Below are 16,839 nucleotides of genomic sequence, written 5' to 3'. Positions count from 1 at the left end.
CGCAATGCATCTGTTACGCACGACGCCGGGAGGCTTCGTCGATGACGCGGCAGGCGTCATGCGCATCGACCAGACGCGCGCGCCGATCGTCGTGCTCAGTTCAGCCGATACCACGCTTGCGCTGCTTGCAAGCGTGTTTCCGCGCCTCGAACGGGGCTTTCCTGAAGTGCGGCTCGCGAATCAATCGTTCCTGCGCCAGCCCGCATCGGTGGACTTCTATGTCGACGATGTATTGCGTCATGCGAAGGTCGTCATCGTCGATCATCTGGGCGGCGAATCGTATTGGCCTTATGGGATCGAGCGCATCGTGGCGCTCGCCAGGCGCGAGAAGCAGATGCTGGCCATGTTCTCGGGCGATCTCACAGAAGACCCGAACCTCATCGGCAAGAGCACGGCAGACGCCGCGTTCTGCCGCGAGTTGTCGCGCTATCTGCGCGAAGGCGGCGCGGGTAATGCCGAGGAATTTCTGCGCGCAATCGGTCATCGCGCGTTCGGCTTCGGTCGTGAAGCACAAGCGCCGCGTCCGCTGCCCGCCGTGGCCATCTATCATCCCGAGCGCGGCATTGCGGCTATCGACGACTGGCGTGCGCGATGGGCCGACGGTGCGCCCGTCGTCGCGATTCTTTTTTATCGCGCGCATCTGCAAGCGGGGAACACGGCTGTTTTCGATGCGTTGATCGAAGCCCTCGAAAAGGAAGGCCTGAATCCGCTGCCGATAGCGATTGCATCGCTCAAAGAGAGCGTGAGCCGCGAAGTGATCGCGCGTCTATGCGCGGAGCATGGCGCATCGCTGGTGCTGAATACGACCGCGTTTGCAGCAAGCGTGATCGGCGAAAGCGAAGACTTCGATATCGCGGGCGATGCGCCCGTGCTGCAAGTCATTTTGAGCGGCGGCAATCGCGAGGACTGGGAGAAGGACAATCACGGCCTCAATTCGCGCGACGTCGCCATGCATGTCGCGTTGCCCGAAGTCGATGGCCGCATCATCACGCGTGCGGTCAGCTTCAAGGGACTCGCTTATCACTGTCCACATACGCAAGTGGACGTGGTCCGTTATCAGGCCGATGCCGAGCGCGTGCGTTTCGTCGCGGAGTTGAGCCGCCGCTGGTGCAAGCTGCGGCATACACCTAACAATAAGAAACGCATTGCGCTCGTGCTCGCGAACTATCCGGCGAGCGAGGGGCGCATCGGCAATGGCGTGGGTCTCGATACGCCGGCGTCCGCGGTAGGCATTCTGTCGATGCTCGCACGCGAAGGCTATCGCGTGGGCGAAGTTCCAGCACATGGCGATGCGCTCATCGCCTTGTTGACGCAAGGTGTGACGAACGATCCGGTCGTTCGCGATATGCGGCCCGCGCTGCAAAGCCTGTCGCTCGACGACTATCTCGATGCCTATCGCGCGCTTCCCGCCGATGCACGCGCCGCGTTGGAAAAAACGTGGGGAGCGCCCGAAGAAGACCCCACCTTAAGGCGCGGCCGCTTCATGATCGCGGGCTACCGCTGCGGTGAAGTGTTCGTCGGCATTCAGCCGTCGCGGTCGCGCGAACGCAACGACTATGCGAGTTATCACGATGCCGAGCTGGTTCCGCCGCATTCGTATCTCGCGTTCTATTTCTGGCTGCGCTTGCGCTTCAACGCGGACGCCCTCGTACACGTCGGCAAGCACGGCAATCTCGAATGGCTGCCGGGCAAGAGCGTCGCGCTGTCCGCATCGTGCTGGCCCGACCTGATTCTCGGGCCGATGCCGCATCTTTACCCGTTCATCGTCAACGACCCGGGCGAGGGCAGTCAGGCCAAGCGGCGCGCGCAGGCGGTCATCATCGATCATCTGATGCCGCCGCTTACACGCGCCGAGAACTATGGTCCGCTGCAAGATCTCGAACGACAGGTCGATGAGTACTACGAAGCACTGATGGTCGATGTTCGACGCGCGAAACTCCTGCGCAAGTCGATACTCGCGAGCATCGTCGAGCACAGGTTGCATGAGGAGCTCGGTCTCGATGCTCCGCGCGATACATCGGGCGAAGACGCGTTGCTCACGCGCGCCGATGCGTATCTCTGCGAGCTGAAAGAAGCGCAGATTCGCGACGGCCTGCATGTCTTCGGCGTGTCGCCGCAAGGCGTGCAGCGCCGCGATACGCTGCTTGCGCTGGGCCGCTTTCCAGTGGGTGATGGTCACGGCGCAAATGCAAGCCTTATCACGGCGCTCGCGCGAGACCTTCAACTCGGCGATGACTTCGATCCGCTCGACGCCGACTGGTCTGTGACATGGGATGCTCCACGTCCTCACGTATTGCAGGCAACGAGCGATGCCCCGTGGCGTCATCATGGCGATACGCGCGAGCGGCTCGAATGTCTCGCCATGCAGCTTCTGGAAGGCAATGCAGCCGTGCCCGGACGGAATACGGAATGCGTGCTCGAACGCTTGCGTCGCGATGTGGCCGCACGTCTCGACGCATGCGGACCGCAAGAGTCGATGCAATTGAAGCGCGGTCTCGAAGGCCGCTTCGTTCCGCCGGGGCCGAGCGGTTCGCCGTCTCGCGGCAGGCCCGATGTGCTGCCAACGGGACGCAACTTCTATTCGGTCGATACGCGCGCATTGCCGACGCAGGCGGCATGGTCGCTCGGGCTCAAGTCGGCGAACATGCTTGTCGAGCGGCACGTGCAGGATCATGGCGAATATCCGCGCGCCATCGGACTGTCGGTGTGGGGCACGGCCACCATGCGAACGGGGGGCGACGATATCGCGCAAGCTTTTGCGCTCATCGGCGTGAGGCCGAAATGGGCGGCGGGCAGCCATCGCGTGACGGACTTCGAGATACTGCCGATCTCCATCTTCAACCGCCCGCGCATCGATGTCACGCTGCGCGTATCGGGCTTCTTTCGCGATGCGTTCGCCAATCTCATGCATCTGTTCGATGCCGCCGTGCAGGCCGTCGCGGACCTGGACGACGAGCCGGCAGACGTCAACCCGATCCGCGCACGCATTCTGCGCGAACGCGACGAGTTGATCGGCCGCGGTATCGATGCGAAAGAGGCTCGGCGCCGCGCGGGATGGCGCGTGTTCAGCACGAAGCCGGGCGCATACGGCGCGGGCTTGCAGGAACTCATCGACCTGAAGCAATGGGAAACCGACGCGGATCTTTCAGCCGCTTATCAGAGCACGGGCGGTTATGCGTATTCGCAAGTCGGCGATGGCATCGAGGCGCGTTCGAGCTTCGGCGCGCGCCTCTCGACGCTCGACGTGGTGCTTCAGAACCAGGACAACCGCGAGCACGACCTGCTCGATTCGAACGACTATCACCAGTTTCAGGGCGGCATGATGGCGGCGGTGCGCTACTTGTCGGGCGTGCAGCCGCAAGCCTACAACGCGGATCACAGCAATCCCGCCACGCCGCGCGTTCGCACGTTAAACGAAGAGATCGCGCGTGTGGTGCGTTCGCGCGTCGTCAATCCTAAGTGGATCGACGGCGTGAAGCGGCACGGCTACAAGGGCGCGTCCGAGCTTGCCGCGACCGTCGATTATCTCTTCGGTTACGATGCCACCGCACGCGTCGTTTCCGATCATCAATATGCGCTCGTCACCGATGCTTACGTGAACGATGCCGGCACACGCGAGTTCATCGCGCGACACAACCCGCATGCGCTCCAGTCTATCTGCGAGCGCCTGCTCGAAGCGATGCAGCGCGGCTTGTGGCAGGAACCGGGTGAGTATCGGCAGGCCGTTACACAGCATCTGCTCGATGTCGAGCAGCAACTCGAAGGCCGACAGATTTGAACGAAACCTCTTTATTTCCAGCGTTTCCTTTCACCGCGCTCGTCGGACAAGCGCCGTTGCAACAGGCGTTGTTGCTCGCGGCTGTCGATCCGTCATTGGGCGGGGTGCTCGTGAGCGGTCCGCGCGGCACGGCGAAGTCGACGGCGGCGCGCGCGCTTGCGGAGCTATTGCCCGAAGGGAAACTCGTGACCTTGCCGCTCGGCGCGAGCGAAGAACAACTCATCGGCACACTCGATATCCAGAGCGCATTGCGCGATGGCGGCGTGACGTTCTCGCCGGGATTGCTCGCGAAGGCGCATCGCGGTGTTCTGTATGTCGATGAAGTCAACCTGCTCCCCAATCCCCTCGTCGATCAATTGCTCGACGTGGCCGCGAGCGGTGTGAATATTATCGAGCGAGACGGCATCTCGCATCGTCATGATGCGCGCTTCGTGCTGATCGGCACCATGAATCCGGAAGAGGGCGAGTTGCGCCCGCAATTGCTCGATCGCTTCGGGCTCGCTGTCGAACTCGTCAATTGCTTCGACGCCAACGTGCGACAGCGTATCGTCAAGGCCCGTCTTGCATTCGATTCGGACCGCGAAACGTTTCGTGCGCGACATGTTGACAACCAGACGGCGCTCGCCGAACGCATCGAGGCGGCGCGTGCGGCGCTCGGCGGTTTCGAATTCGATGACGTGGTGCATGCGCACGTCAGCGAACTGTGCATCGCAGCCAACGTGGATGGCCTGCGCGCCGACATCGTGATGCTGCGCGCGGCGCGTGCGCTGGCGGCGCTCGAAGGCGCGGAGTCCGTCGAAGCGAAGCACGTCGATTGCGTGGCCGATGCGGTGCTCCGGCATCGACGACGCGAACATGACGCGCCTTCTCGCGAAGCACCGCGTCAGGCCGCCAACGCGAATGCTGCGCAGGGCGACGACTGGGGCTACGTGCCGCCCGAAACCGTCGGCACCGCGAAAATGAAGCACGTCAGGCCGCTTGCCGCAAAAAAAGCCTGAGCCATCGAGGGCTTGATGCCGATGCGAACGCGCATCGTCTTCGATGGCAGGAAGCGCCTTCGCGTGGACGCATGCATGCGCGTGAAGGGCTCGCTACAGCGTCGGTCGACTGGATTGCGACGCTGCGCGCCAAACGGGCCGCACGCTTGGATGTCAGTCATTTGCGCTTTCGGCGAGGCCAAGGCGAAGCGCCCGCACTGCATTGCTTCGTGCTCGATTGCTCGGGCTCCATGCTCGGCGGCGAGCGTCTTGCGCGCGCGAAGGGTTTGCTGATTGCGCTGTTCGACCGCGCGTATCGCGAACGCGCCGAGGTCGCGCTCGTGTGCTTCGGTGGCGGGCGTGCCGAAGTGCGTCGTCAGCCGGGAACGGCGCATTGGTTCAATGACCGCTGGATCGCACCGATCGGCGGCGGGGGTGGAACGCCGCTCAGGCTCGGCCTCGCCACGGCATCGACGGTGCTTGCGCGGGCTGCGCGCCGCAAGGCCTCACAGCGTCGCTGGTTGTGGCTGCTGAGCGATGGACGCACGAACGAACGCCCCGCTGCGCCTGTGCTGGCGGACCGCATCGTCGTCGTTGATTTCGAGGAGGGGCGCGTGCGTGTCGGCGGCGCTAAGGCGTTGGCGCTCGACTGGCGCGCGCAGTACGTCCCCGCCGAATCGCTTCAATACGAGCGCGGCGTATAGACCCATTCGGCGTCGCCGATCACGCGCGTCTTCGACGATCCGATGATGACCATCGTTCGCATATCGACGAGGCCGCCCCGCAATTCGCCCAGCGTCACGATACGCATGGTTTCTGCTGGACGTCCGACATCGCGGCCCAGCACCACGGGCGTCGCTGCATCGCGATACTCGCGCACGATATCGATTGCCCGATCGAACTGCCAGGGCCGCGCCTTCGATAACGGGTTATAGAACGCCATCACGAGATCTGCTTCGCTCGCATGTCGGATGCGATGCTCGATTACGTCCCAGGGCTTGAGGTTGTCCGAGAGCGATAGCACGCAGAAGTCATGGCCGAGCGGCGCGCCCGCGCGTGCAGCCGTTGCCAGCGATGCCGACACGCCCGGCACGATCGCGAGCTTCACGGCATTCCATTCGGCATGTGTCGCGCGGCCTTCGTCGAGAACTTCGAGCACGGCGGCGGCCATCGCGAAGACACCGGGATCGCCCGACGATACGACCACGACCTTTCGCCCCTCGCTCGCCAGTTCGAACGCATGGCGTGCGCGTTGCAACTCTTCGCGGTTGTCCGTCATGTGAATGCGCTGGTCCGCGCGAAACGGCCCGGCCATCCGCACATACGTCTCATAGCCGAGGATGTCCTGCGCGGCGACGAGCGCGGCTTTCGCGGCAGGCGTCAACAAGTCTGCACTGCCGGGGCCCAAGCCAATGACTGTCAATGTGCCGCGCGCCCGACCGATGCAGTTCACGTCGAGCGGCGCGTGTGCCACGCTCAAAGCGATTCCGTGCGCACGAAGCGCGTGATGCGGTGGCGGCTCGTCGCCGAAGCGAAGCGGCACGTTTAGCGCGTTGGCCGCATCGCTGAGCGCATCGGACGTCATGCTTGCGGTCGGTGCGACGAGCGCGGCGAGTGCTAGCGGCGATAGCCGATGTTCGTGCAACGCAAGGCGCACGCGATCGGCGATTTCATCATCCGGCGCTGCTATCCACGCGGCCACGCAACGCGGATGAATCACAAGACTGTGCTCGTCGTGCATCGCGTGCGGCGTGATGCGCACGGCAAGACGCGCGTCATCGGCGCGGGGCAAGTCTGCTTCATCGAGCCACGGCGCATGGCCTTCTATGCGCGTCGTCTCGCCCGCAAGCAGATCGGACACGAAACGCTTGCCGCGCTCGATATCCGCAAGCGCGTAACCGTCGGGCGGCGCGAGCAGGCATGTGCCGAAGCGCAACTCTCCGCTCGTCGTGATCGCGGGCATGACGTCGAGCGCCGCGCCGATCTCGCGCGCCAGCACATTGACGCCGCTCATGCCGCCCAGCAGCGGCACGACGGCGCTTCCATCCTGCGCGACGGCCAGCACAGGCGGCTCGGCGCCCTTGTCCGCGAGACACGGCGCGAGCGAGCGAATGACGATGCCCGCCGCACACAGCGCGACGATCGGCGTTGCCGCGAGATAAAGCGCGCGCACGTGCGCGCCGAATTCGTCGTAGGCGATGTCGGCATGCGTGCGATGAGCGAGCCCATGCACGCGCGCTCCGGGATAACGCGCCTGAATGCGGCGCGCGATCGGCATGGCGCTTTCGCCGAGCACGACGATCGCGATGGAAGACACCGGGCTCATGCCTGCCATTTCTTTCCCGGCACGACGAGCAGCGAAAAATAGGGCGACGCCATCGGATCGACTTCATCCAGCGGCACGATGCGCTGATTCGCCATCGTCGCCCGCTCGACATAGAGCGCGCGCTTGTCCAAGCCTAGCTCGACCAGAACGCGCCGTACTTTGTCGAAATTGCGGCCAAGCTTCATGACGACGGCCGCGTCGGATGCTTCGAGCTTGCACTTCAACTCGTCCTCGGGCAGCACGCCGGACAGCACGCAAAGGCTCTGATTGCGATAGACGAGCGGCGCGCCCAACACGGATACGCCGCCGAGCATCGAACATACGCCGGGGACGACGTGCGCATCGAAACGTCCGGCAAGGCGGTCATGCAGATACATGTACGAGCCGTAGAAGAAGGGATCGCCTTCGCAGATCACGGCGACATCGCGGCCCGCTTCGAGATGATGCGCAATAGCGAGCGCGGCGTCGTCATAGAACGCGCTGATGATCGTTTCGTAGCAGAGCGGCGGTTCGAGCACTTCGGTCGTGACCGGATACACCAGCGGCAAGCGTGTCTGCGTATCGTCGAGATGCGCCTCGATGATGCCGAACGCGTTGCCCTTCTTGCCCTTCGCGACGAAATACGCGACCACGGGCGCCGACTTCAAGAGCCGCAGCGCCTTCACGGTGATAAGTTCGGGATCGCCCGGGCCAACGCCGAGACCATAGAGGCGTCCGCTCATCATTCGTTCTCCGAAGCAAGCGCGTTCACCGCGGCCGCTGCCATTGCGCTGCCGCCGCGTCGTCCGTGCAGCGCGACGAAGGGCACGCCGCGGCTGTCGGCTGCGAGCATCGCCTTCGATTCCGCCGCGCCGATGAAACCGACCGGAAAGCCGAGAATGAGCGCGGGCTTCGGCGCGCCGGCATCGAGCATGTCGAGCAGATGAAAGAGCGCAGTCGGCGCGTTGCCTATCGCGACGATGGCGCCCTCGAGATCTGGCCGCCATAGCTCGAGCGCAGCCGCCGAGCGCGTGTTGCGCATCGCGCGGGCGCGCTCGGGCACGGACGGATCGCCGAGCGTGCAGACGATGCGGTTATCGGCGGGAAGGCGCGCCTGCGTGATGCCGTGCGCGACCATGCGCGCGTCGCAAAGTATCGGCGCGCCGGCTGCGAGCGCGTTGCGTCCCGCATCGCCCGCGCCGGGAGAGAAGCGCAGATCATCGACGATATCGACCATGCCGCACGCATGAATCAGCCGCACGGCGAGCTTTTCCAGGTCGCGCGGAACGGCGCTCAAGTTCGCTTCAGCGCGAATCGTCGCGAACGACTGGCGATAAATCTCGGCGCCGTCGCGGATATAGTCAAGCATCGGCATGGCTCCGGGCGAGCCATGCGGCCGCCTCTTCGATGGATAGGTTTCGTTCGACGAGCCGCGCGTCGACATGCAAGTCATAGCGTGCAGTCGATACGGCGATCAACGTCGTTGCAACGGGATGCGCGGCGGCGCACGAGCGTTCGCAGCCGCTGAAGTGCACGTCGCCCTGTACCGTCAGCAGCGCGGCGAGGCGGTGTGCGTCGGCTTTGGTATCCGCACGACTCTTTGCGCAGCCCGCCGACCCCGCGCACGCGACAAACCGCGCAAGCGGATGATCCGCCTGTGTGATGAGGCCGAGCGCGTTCATACGGGCGAGCACGTGCTCCTTATGCTGCGCTGCCACGTCAGGCATGAGCACGCCTTGCCACGGCGTTATCAGAAGCCGGCCTTGCGCGTGCGTCGAAGCGAGATCGGCGAGCGCGTCGAGCGTGGCTGCGTCGAGCCGCCCCAATTGCGTTTGCGCGCCGACATACCACGCTGCGCCTTCGGGCATCGGATGCGCGCCGAAGCGCAATGAAGCATCGGCCGGAGCGCGGCGCCATGTGATGTCGATCGGATCGAAGGAAAGCGCAGCCACGAAGCGCGCGACGCCGATTCGCGCGAGCACGTCGCGCATGCGATGCTCGTCTGTCGAAGCCTGCGCGACAAACGCGCGCAGCACGGCAACGACGAAGCCCACGGCATGCTCGCCCGCGATGCTGCCGAGCGCGGGCGCGTCGGCTTCGCGATGCGGCATGGAACCCGCGAGGCCGAACGCGTAACGCGCGCCGCCGTCGAGCGCGGAAAGCCAGAGATCGTGCGGATGGTCGAGCATCGCGAGCCGTTCGCCGCCGTCGAGTTGCAGCGCGAACTTCGGCGACAGCGCGTGCAGCGCGGCATCGCCCTGCATCGCGGTGACGATGGCGGTGGCGAGGCGGCGCGTGCTGTCGCTCGCGAGCGGGCTCAGCATCACGTTGCGCAAGTCGTCGCCGCCTTCGGCTTGCGGACCGAGGCCCGCATCGAGTGCGATATCGACGAGTTCGGCGTGGGCATCGTCGCGAATGCCGCGCAGTTGCAGGTTCGCGCGGTTCGTGAGTTCGATGACGCCCGAGCCGCAGCGCACCGCCGCGCGCGCGACGGCATGCGCCGCGTGCGCGTCGAGCTTGCCGCCAAAAATGCGCAGGCGCGCGAGGCCGCCGTCGCGCGCCTGCACGATACGCATGAGGCCGGGGCAAGCCGAGGGCCGCGGTGTCGGAAAAGAAGCGTTCAAAAGCGTGACCGGTGCGATTCTCGCTTCGGGCGATGAGACCGGTACACCCCGCCCGGCCGGCGTCGCGCGAACAATGCGTGGAAAGCGTGAGTCGGCAGGTCTCTTGGCTGGCAGGTCTGCGCCCGCGCCGGCCTTCCCGGTAAAAACCAGTGGCAGTGGAGCGCGGACTCGCTGCGTACAATTGCGGGGGCAGCCACAGTTTTGCTGTGTTCCCTGTTAGGCCCTCGGGTTGAACCGTTGGGCACCGACGTACCGATGTATTATGCCCGCTTTTATCGCTCATCAGAACGCTTCGTGCAGGGTATCGTCGCATGAAGCGCGTCGCGAAGCGCAAGGAGGAGACGGCCCATGTCGAGCTGGCTGACGGTGGTAGGCATCGGCGAGGACGGCTGGCATGCGTTGAGCCGCGCGGCGCGCCGTGCGCTACTTGAGGCCGGCGCGATACACGGCGGCGAGCGTCATCTCGCGCTCTTGCCCGCGCGCATCGCAGCGCGGCGCGTGCCGTGGCCGAGTCCCTTTTCTCTTGATGCCGTGCTCGCCGAGCGCAGGCGCGGCGCACCTGTATGCGTGCTCGCGAGCGGCGATCCGATGTTCTTCGGCGTCGGCGCGACGCTCGCGCGCGAGCTTTCCGCCGACGAGATGCGCGTGATTCCCGCGCCTTCGTCGCTCTCGCTCGCGGCCGCGCGGCTGCATTGGGCGTTGCAGGATGCGCAATGCGTGTCGCTCGTCGGACGTCCGGCCGCTTCGCTGCTGGCGCACGTGTTTCGCGGCGAGCGTCTGCTCGTGCTGAGCGCGGACGGCGCGACGCCCGCGGCCATCGCGTCCTTGCTGACGGCGCATGGATTCGGCCCGAGCCGCATGACGGTTTTCGAGCATCTCGGCGGCGCAAACGAACGGCGCATCGACGAGCGCGCGGACGACTGGCGTGAGCCGTTCGTGGCGCCGCTGAACCTCGTTGCCATCGAATGCCGCACGCACGCAGGCCACGCCGGTCCGCCCCTCACGCCGGGGTTGCCCGATGACGCCTATCGGCACGACGGCCAGCTCACCAAGCGCGATGTCCGCGCGATCACGCTTGCGCGCCTTGCGCCGCAGCCGGGCGAATTGCTGTGGGATGTCGGCGCGGGCTGCGGTTCCGTCGGCATCGAATGGATGCGCGCGCATGTCCGGTGCCGCGCGATCGCCATCGAAGCGAACGAGGGCCGGCAGCGTCTGATCGAACATAACCGCGATGCGCTCGGCGTGCCCGCGCTCAAGCTCGTAAAGGGCGAAGCGCCGGCCTCGCTCGATGGCCTCCCCGCGCCCGATGCGGTGTTCATCGGCGGCGGCGTGACCGCGCCCGGCGTGCTCGATACGTGCTGGGCGCGGCTGCGTCAGGGCGGGCGGCTGGTCGTGAATGCGGTCACGCTGCAAAGCGAGGCTGTGCTCGTCGACTGGCGCGCGCGTCATGGCGGTGAACTCGCGCGCATCGGGGTCGCGTATGCGGAGCCGCTCGGCAGCTTCGATACGTGGCGGCAAGCGTTGCCGATCACCTTGCTGTGCGCGAGCAAGCCGTGAGCACGTTCCACGCCCTTCATCATGCGTGACGAGACGCCCGAGCAACCCGCGCCGCTCAGAAGCGGCTATACGACCGGAAGCTGCGCGACGGCGACGAGTCTCGCAGCCGCGCGCCTCTTGCTGACCGGGCAGACGAGCGACCGCGCGGAGATCGTGTTGCCGAAGGGCCAGTGCGTCACGATGAAGCTGGAATTCTGCCGCCTCATCGACGGTACGCGCGATGCCGCGGAAGCGGGCGTCATCAAGGATGCCGGCGACGATCCCGATGTCACGCATGGCGCGTTGGTGTTTGCGCGCGTGCGTCTGTCGGCGGATGCGGGCGTGCGCTTTCACGCGGGGCCGGGCGTCGGCACGGTGACGCGGGCAGGGCTTGCGCTTGCCATCGGCGAGCCGGCCATCAACCCCGTCCCGCGCAAGATGATGACTGAGCATCTCCTCGCGCTCGCGCCGCTTGCCGACTACGCGGGCGGCTTCGACGTGACGATAGGCGTCGAACATGGCGAATCGCTCGCGCTGAAGACGATGAACCCGCGGCTCGGCATCGTCGGCGGCTTGTCGATACTGGGGACGACGGGCATCGTCAGGCCGTTCTCGTGCTCGGCGTATATCGCGTCGATTCATCAGGGCATCGACGTGGCGCGCGCGAATGGCGTGCGGCATATCGCAGCTTGCACCGGCAATCAGAGCGAAGACGCGATGCGCGCGCGCTACGGCCTGCCGGATATCGCGTTGATCGAGATGGGCGACTTCGCGGGCGCGGTGCTGAAGCATTTGCGCCGCGCGCCGGTCGAAAAGCTCAGTCTATGCGGCGGCTTCGGCAAACTCAGCAAGCTCGCGGCGGGGCATATGGATTTGCATAGCCGGACATCGAGCATCGACTTGCCGTTGCTCGCGTGCTGGGCCGCCGATGCTGGCGCGAGCGCGGCGCTTCAGTCGGCGATACGCGCGGCGAACACCAGCCAGGAGGCGCTGAAGCTGGCACGCGCGCAAGGCATTGCGCTGGGCGATCTCGTGTGCGCGCGCGCCCGCGACGTGGCGCTCGATACCGTGCCGCAGGGCATCATCGTCGAGACGTTCGCGATCGACAGGCAAGGCGTCATCGTCGGGAGCGCCGCATGAAGCGCGCGCTGTTGCTCGGCGGAACGGGCGATGCCCTCGCCATCGCGCGACACCTGCGCGCGCCGCATGTCTACAGTCTCGCGGGCCTCGCTCGCGTGCCGACCGATCTTGCGTGCGCGGTGCGCGTCGGCGGTTTCGGCGGGGTGGCCGGACTTGTCGAGTATCTGCGTGCGGAACGGATCGGGCTCGTCATCGACGCGACGCATCCATATGCTGCGCAGATGAGCCGCCATGCACGCGAAGCCTGCACGCTCGCCGATGTGCCGCTCTGGGCCGTGCGCCGTGCCGCATGGCAGCCCCAGTCCGGCGACGACTGGCGCGATGCGGCGGACTGGCGCGGCATCGTCGAACGTATTGGACCGTTTCACCGGCCGCTTTTCACGCTCGGTCGCGAACCGCTGATGCATCTCGACGAGATTCCCGCGTCGCAGCACTGGGCCATTCGCTGTCTCGGTACGCACGAAGGCAACGCGCGTGCGAGCATCATCGATGCGCGGGGCCCATTCGATATCGCCGGCGAGCGCGCGTTATTCGACGCCGCGCGAATCGATGTCGTCATCAGCAAGAACAGCGGCGGCAGGGCGACCGAAGCCAAGCTCGCAGTGGCGCGCGAAAGACGCTTGCCTGTCGTGATGCTCGCGCGGCCGGCGCTGCCCGAAGCCGATCGCCAATTCGACGACCCCGCGAGCGCGCTCGATGCGCTGCTCGCTTTCGACTCTCACTGACATGACCGTCTATTTCATCGGCGCGGGACCGGGCGATCCCGAACTCATCACCGTCAAAGGGCAAAGGCTGATTCGCTCGTGTCCGGTGATCCTGTACGCAGGATCGCTCGTGCCGGAAGGCGTGCTCGTAGGGCATCGGGCGCATCGCGTGGTGAATACCGCGGAGCTCAATCTCGATGCCATCGTCGCGTTGTTGCAGCACGCCCACGCGAATGGCGAGGACGTCGCGCGCGTGCATTCGGGCGATCCGTCGCTGTACGGCGCAATTGGCGAGCAGATCCGGCGAATCGCACTATTAAGGATTCCTTACGAAGTCGTGCCCGGCGTGACCGCGACGGCGGCATCAGCGGCGGCGCTCGGCCGCGAGTTGACGCTGCCCGGCATCTCGCAGACGGTGATTCTCACGCGCTATGCGGCGAAAACGTCGATGCCGCCCGGCGAAGCCCTCGCGGACCTCGCGCGTCATCGCGCCACGCTGGCGATTCACCTTGGCGTGCGGCACATCGAGCGCATCGTCGCGGACTTGCTGCCCCATTATGGAGAAGACTGTCCGGTCGCCGTGATCTTCCGCGCAAGCTGGCCGGACGAGGAACGCGTGCAGGGCACGCTTGCCGACATCGCGCAGAAAGTGCGCGCGGCGGGCATGGAGCGCACGGCGCTGATCCTCGTGGGCCGCGTGCTCGACGCCCACGGTTTCGCCGATTCCACGCTCTACGCGAAGGACTGAGCGTTCATGCGCGATCTCGATGCCGTGTTCGATGCCCTCGCGAATTCCGCGTTTCGCCGGCGGTTTGCGCTCGGCGTGCGCGAAGGGCGCTATCTGCGCGAGCGCGGCATGGAGACGGTCGTCGCGCAGGCGCATGAATTGATCGCGAGACGGCTCGCGCCGCAAGCGCCGTTGAACGATGGCAAGCAGACGCCGTTTCGCGGGCATCCGGTGTTCATCGCGCAGCATGCGACGGCAACGTGCTGCCGGACGTGTCTCGCGAAGTGGCACGGCATCGCGGCGGGAAAAGTGCTCGACGACGCAGAGCGCCAGCATGTCGTCGCAGCCATCGAGCGATGGCTGCGCGCCCAACCGATGCCGCCTGCCGCTGAAACGAAAGACAACCCGCAGCGCGAGTTGCCGTTCTGAGGCTCAGTGCGGCTTCTGCTCGCCCGACACGGAAAGGCGGCGCTTGCTGCTTGCCCTGCGCGCCAGCATGTTCAGCCCTTCGACCAGCGCGGACAACGCCATCGCCGCATAGATATAGCCCTTCGGCACGTGGGTGCCGAATCCTTCCGCGATCAGCGTCATGCCGATCACCAGCAGAAAGCCGAGCGCGAGCATCACGATGGTCGGATTGCGCTCGATGAAGCGCGAGAGCGGTCCCGCCGCGAACAGCATGACGGAGACCGCCGCGATGACCGCGACGAACATGATCGGAATGTGCTCCGTCATGCCGACCGCAGTCACGATGCTGTCGATGGAAAAAACGAGGTCGAGCACCAGAATCTGGCCGATCGCGGACAGCGGCGTGAGACGCGCGCCGGACGTGGCGCCGGCGTGATCCTCGGCGTCGTGCGTGACGTGATGGCGGATTTCCGTCGTGGCCTTCCATACGAGGAAGACGCCGCCGGCTATCAGGATCAGATCGCGCCATGAAAAGCCGTGACCGAACGCCTCGAAGATCGGTGCGGTGAGCCGCACGATCAGCGCGACGGTGCCGAGCAGGCCGAGCCGCATCACCAGCGCGAGCCCGATGCCGATGCGCTGCGTGCGCGCCCGGTGCGCGGCCGGGAGCTTGTTGGTCAGGATCGAGATGAAAATCAGATTGTCGATGCCGAGCACGACTTCCATCACGACGAGCGTCGCGAGGGCGGCCCATGCGGCGGGATCGGTGAGGAGGGCGGCAATGTAGTCCATGCGAAGCGTTTCCGTGGAAGGCAGGAGCGTGATATTAGCCGGATGAACGGGTATCGTGAAAGGTTTTTGAAAACTTTAGGCGTGGCGGGTTCCTTCAAGAGCGGTCGGAACGGTAGTTTCGACGCCAAAAGCGGGCAAACACCGGATCTAAAACGGAAAAGTACTCCTGTTCCGATGATGCACCGCAACGAATGCGGGTAAACTCCAATGCTTCGATGCGGCCGCTCTCACGCCGCGCCTCGTCCACTTTCTGCGCTCCGCAGGACTCACGGTTACGCCGCATGTCCGGAAAATCACAACGCCTCGTCGAGCTCGACTTCTTCCGGGGGCTCGTTCTGTTGATCATTGTCGTCGATCACATCGGCGGCAGCATGCTGTCGCATTTCACGCTGCACGCGTTCGCGCTGAACGACGCCGCCGAAGTGTTCGTGTTCCTCGGCGGGTTCGCTACTGCGACCGCGTACGTGTCCCTCGCCGAACGCCGCTCCGAGCGCGCCGCGCGGCTGCGCTTCGTCCGGCGCGCGTTCGAAATCTACCGCGCGTTTCTGATTACCGCCGCGCTCATGCTCATCGCGACGTTCCTGTTGCGACCGTTCTATGGTCACGCGCCGAACCTCGTGCTGCGCGACCTGGACACGCTCACCGCTGCGCCTGTGACGTCGATTGCCCAGATTTTGACCTTCGAGCGCCAGCCGTATCTGGCCGCCGTCTTGCCGATGTACGCCCTTTTCGCGCTGTCGGTGCCGTTCGTGTTGCCGCTTGCGCGCACCAAGCCGTGGCTGTTGCTCGGACTGAGTCTCGCGCTGTGGTCGTTCGCGCCCGGCATCGGCGAGTACATGCCGTCCGTCGACGACAATCTCTGGGACTTCAATCCCGCAGCGTGGCAGCTCATGTTCACGCTCGGCGTGCTCGCGCGCTGCCAGCCGGTCTATCAGCGCGTGGCGTCGCATCGCTTCGGCTGGGCCGTCAGCGCCGCCGCGCTGGGGTTGATCGTCGGCATGGCGTACTACAAGCTGCTCGTGCTGCCGCCCGTGCTGGACAGCGCGTTCAAGCGCGACCTGGCGGGCGCGCGCGTCGTCAATTTTCTCGCGATTGCATGGATCGCGACCAATCTCGCGCGATACGGCGTGGTGAAGGCAGTCGCGAGCCGCTTGCCGTGGATTGGCGCGGTCGGGCGCGACGGCATGACGTGCTTCATCGCGGGAGCAGCTATATCGCTCGTGGTCGATTCGATCCTGTTCACGCTGACGGACGGCCTCGTGAACGTTCCGGCCGGTCTCGCGGCGGACGCTGCCGCGATACTGGCGCTGCTTTCGGTGCCGCGCGTGCGGCAGCCGGTGGCGAATTGGCTCGGCATGGGGCCGCGCGTTCCAGCGGCAGCGGCGGTGGCTGCGGCGGAGGGTTCGGCGCGCGGCGTGCGTTGATGTCTTGCGAAGCACTTCCGGAAGGCGGTGCTTTTCTACCCGCCGTTTGCGCAACTAACGGTCTTTTTCTCAAGCGACATGGAATAAGGCAAATCGTCGAGGCACGACACTTGCAGGCAGGAGCCCTCATCGACAACAAAAAAGGGTTCGCCATGCTTAAGCTCGCCATTCTCTTCGCGGTCATTTCCGTCATCGCAGGCTTCTTCGGCTTTGGCCGTGTCTCCTCGGGCGCGGCGGGCATCGCGAAGATTTGCTTCTTTATCTTCCTCGTCCTGTTCGTGATCTTCCTGGTCGTCGCGATTTCGGCGGGGTCGCTCGTGCTTTGACCCGTTGACCTGTGTGGACCGCCTCGTCCGAGGCGTCCCAATATGTGAACGGGATGGTCGTTGAGGGCAGCGCGAGTTCGGCGGGTGGCTCGCGCTCT

General features: G+C 65.4%; 15 protein-coding genes and 1 riboswitch. Of the genes, 10 read left to right on the top strand and 5 right to left on the bottom strand.

Features of this window, described 5'->3' with window-relative positions; genetic code table 11:
- The first annotated feature begins 4 nt into the window (after positions 1–4).
- The 3 genes from cobN to GV035_RS04535 all read left to right on the top strand — a co-directional run bounded on the left by cobN (position 5) and on the right by GV035_RS04535 (position 5,459).
- Positions 5–3,778 (top strand): cobaltochelatase subunit CobN, encoded by a 3,774-nt coding sequence (cobN, locus tag GV035_RS04545; RefSeq protein WP_159833790.1) that lies wholly within the window; start codon positions 5–7, stop codon positions 3,776–3,778.
- Positions 3,775–4,776, top strand: a complete 1,002-nt coding sequence (locus GV035_RS04540; protein WP_159833788.1) for an ATP-binding protein — start codon at positions 3,775–3,777, stop codon at positions 4,774–4,776. Before cobN ends, GV035_RS04540 begins: the two co-directional genes overlap by 4 nt.
- A 71-nt stretch (positions 4,777–4,847) precedes the next feature.
- On the top strand, positions 4,848–5,459 hold the full coding sequence (locus GV035_RS04535; RefSeq protein ID WP_159833786.1) for a vWA domain-containing protein: 612 nt from the start codon (positions 4,848–4,850) through the stop codon (positions 5,457–5,459).
- Here GV035_RS04535 and cobJ read toward each other — a convergent pair.
- Genes cobJ through cobG form a run of 4 tightly spaced genes read right to left on the bottom strand, consistent with a single transcriptional unit; the run spans position 5,438 to position 9,636 of the window.
- Positions 5,438–7,081, bottom strand: a complete 1,644-nt coding sequence (cobJ, locus tag GV035_RS04530) for a precorrin-3B C(17)-methyltransferase (protein ID WP_201303903.1) — start codon at positions 7,079–7,081, stop codon at positions 5,438–5,440. The genes GV035_RS04535 and cobJ overlap by 22 nt on opposite strands.
- Complete coding sequence (locus tag GV035_RS04525) at positions 7,078–7,806, bottom strand: precorrin-2 C(20)-methyltransferase (RefSeq protein WP_159833784.1); 729 nt, start codon at positions 7,804–7,806, stop codon at positions 7,078–7,080. Before GV035_RS04525 ends, cobJ begins: the two co-directional genes overlap by 4 nt.
- Entirely contained in the window at positions 7,803–8,429 is a 627-nt protein-coding gene (locus tag GV035_RS04520; protein WP_159833782.1) for a precorrin-8X methylmutase, read from the bottom strand. The genes GV035_RS04525 and GV035_RS04520 overlap by 4 nt, the downstream gene beginning before the upstream one ends.
- Positions 8,422–9,636, bottom strand: a complete 1,215-nt coding sequence (gene cobG, locus GV035_RS04515) for a precorrin-3B synthase (protein WP_159833780.1) — start codon at positions 9,634–9,636, stop codon at positions 8,422–8,424. The genes GV035_RS04520 and cobG overlap by 8 nt, the downstream gene beginning before the upstream one ends.
- Before the next feature lie 124 nt (positions 9,637–9,760).
- Positions 9,761–9,948, bottom strand: a riboswitch (cobalamin riboswitch).
- A gap of 84 nt (positions 9,949–10,032) precedes the next feature.
- Here cobG and cbiE point away from each other — a divergent pair.
- From cbiE to GV035_RS04490, 5 genes are read left to right on the top strand one after another with little or no spacing between them, the layout of a single operon-like run.
- Entirely contained in the window at positions 10,033–11,241 is a 1,209-nt protein-coding gene (gene cbiE, locus GV035_RS04510) for a precorrin-6y C5,15-methyltransferase (decarboxylating) subunit CbiE (RefSeq protein WP_159833779.1), read from the top strand.
- Positions 11,242–11,262: 21 nt separating this feature from the next.
- Positions 11,263–12,360 carry a cobalt-precorrin-5B (C(1))-methyltransferase gene (locus GV035_RS04505; protein ID WP_159833778.1) on the top strand — a complete coding sequence of 366 codons (1,098 nt, stop codon included), beginning with the start codon at positions 11,263–11,265 and terminating at the stop codon, positions 12,358–12,360.
- A complete protein-coding gene (locus tag GV035_RS04500; protein ID WP_159833777.1) occupies positions 12,357–13,085 on the top strand; it encodes a cobalt-precorrin-6A reductase in 729 nt (242 codons plus the stop codon). Before GV035_RS04505 ends, GV035_RS04500 begins: the two co-directional genes overlap by 4 nt.
- Position 13,086: 1 nt before the next feature.
- Positions 13,087–13,812: a precorrin-4 C(11)-methyltransferase gene (cobM, locus tag GV035_RS04495; protein WP_159833776.1), complete on the top strand. Its 726-nt coding sequence runs from the start codon at positions 13,087–13,089 to the stop codon at positions 13,810–13,812.
- 6 nt (positions 13,813–13,818) lie between these two features.
- Positions 13,819–14,220: a DUF4186 domain-containing protein gene (locus GV035_RS04490; RefSeq protein ID WP_159833775.1), complete on the top strand. Its 402-nt coding sequence runs from the start codon at positions 13,819–13,821 to the stop codon at positions 14,218–14,220.
- Between the two features lie 3 nt (positions 14,221–14,223).
- Here the strand turns inward: GV035_RS04490 and GV035_RS04485 are convergent, their stop codons facing one another.
- Positions 14,224–14,991, bottom strand: coding sequence for a TerC family protein (locus GV035_RS04485; RefSeq protein ID WP_159833774.1), 768 nt, complete (start codon positions 14,989–14,991; stop codon positions 14,224–14,226).
- A 281-nt stretch (positions 14,992–15,272) separates the two neighbouring features.
- Here GV035_RS04485 and opgC point away from each other — a divergent pair, with 281 nt between their 5' ends.
- Positions 15,273–16,415 (top strand): OpgC domain-containing protein, encoded by a 1,143-nt coding sequence (gene opgC / locus GV035_RS04480; protein WP_159833773.1) that lies wholly within the window; start codon positions 15,273–15,275, stop codon positions 16,413–16,415.
- Between the two features lie 152 nt (positions 16,416–16,567).
- Positions 16,568–16,741 carry a DUF1328 domain-containing protein gene (locus GV035_RS04475; RefSeq protein WP_159833772.1) on the top strand — a complete coding sequence of 58 codons (174 nt, stop codon included), beginning with the start codon at positions 16,568–16,570 and terminating at the stop codon, positions 16,739–16,741.
- Positions 16,742–16,839 lie beyond the last annotated feature (98 nt).

It is taken from the genome of Burkholderia sp. 8Y (genome assembly GCF_902506145.1).
GTDB lineage: Bacteria > Pseudomonadota > Gammaproteobacteria > Burkholderiales > Burkholderiaceae > Caballeronia.
Note: the sequence above shows the minus strand (reverse complement) of the source record. Positions and strands in the feature narration are given on the sequence as shown.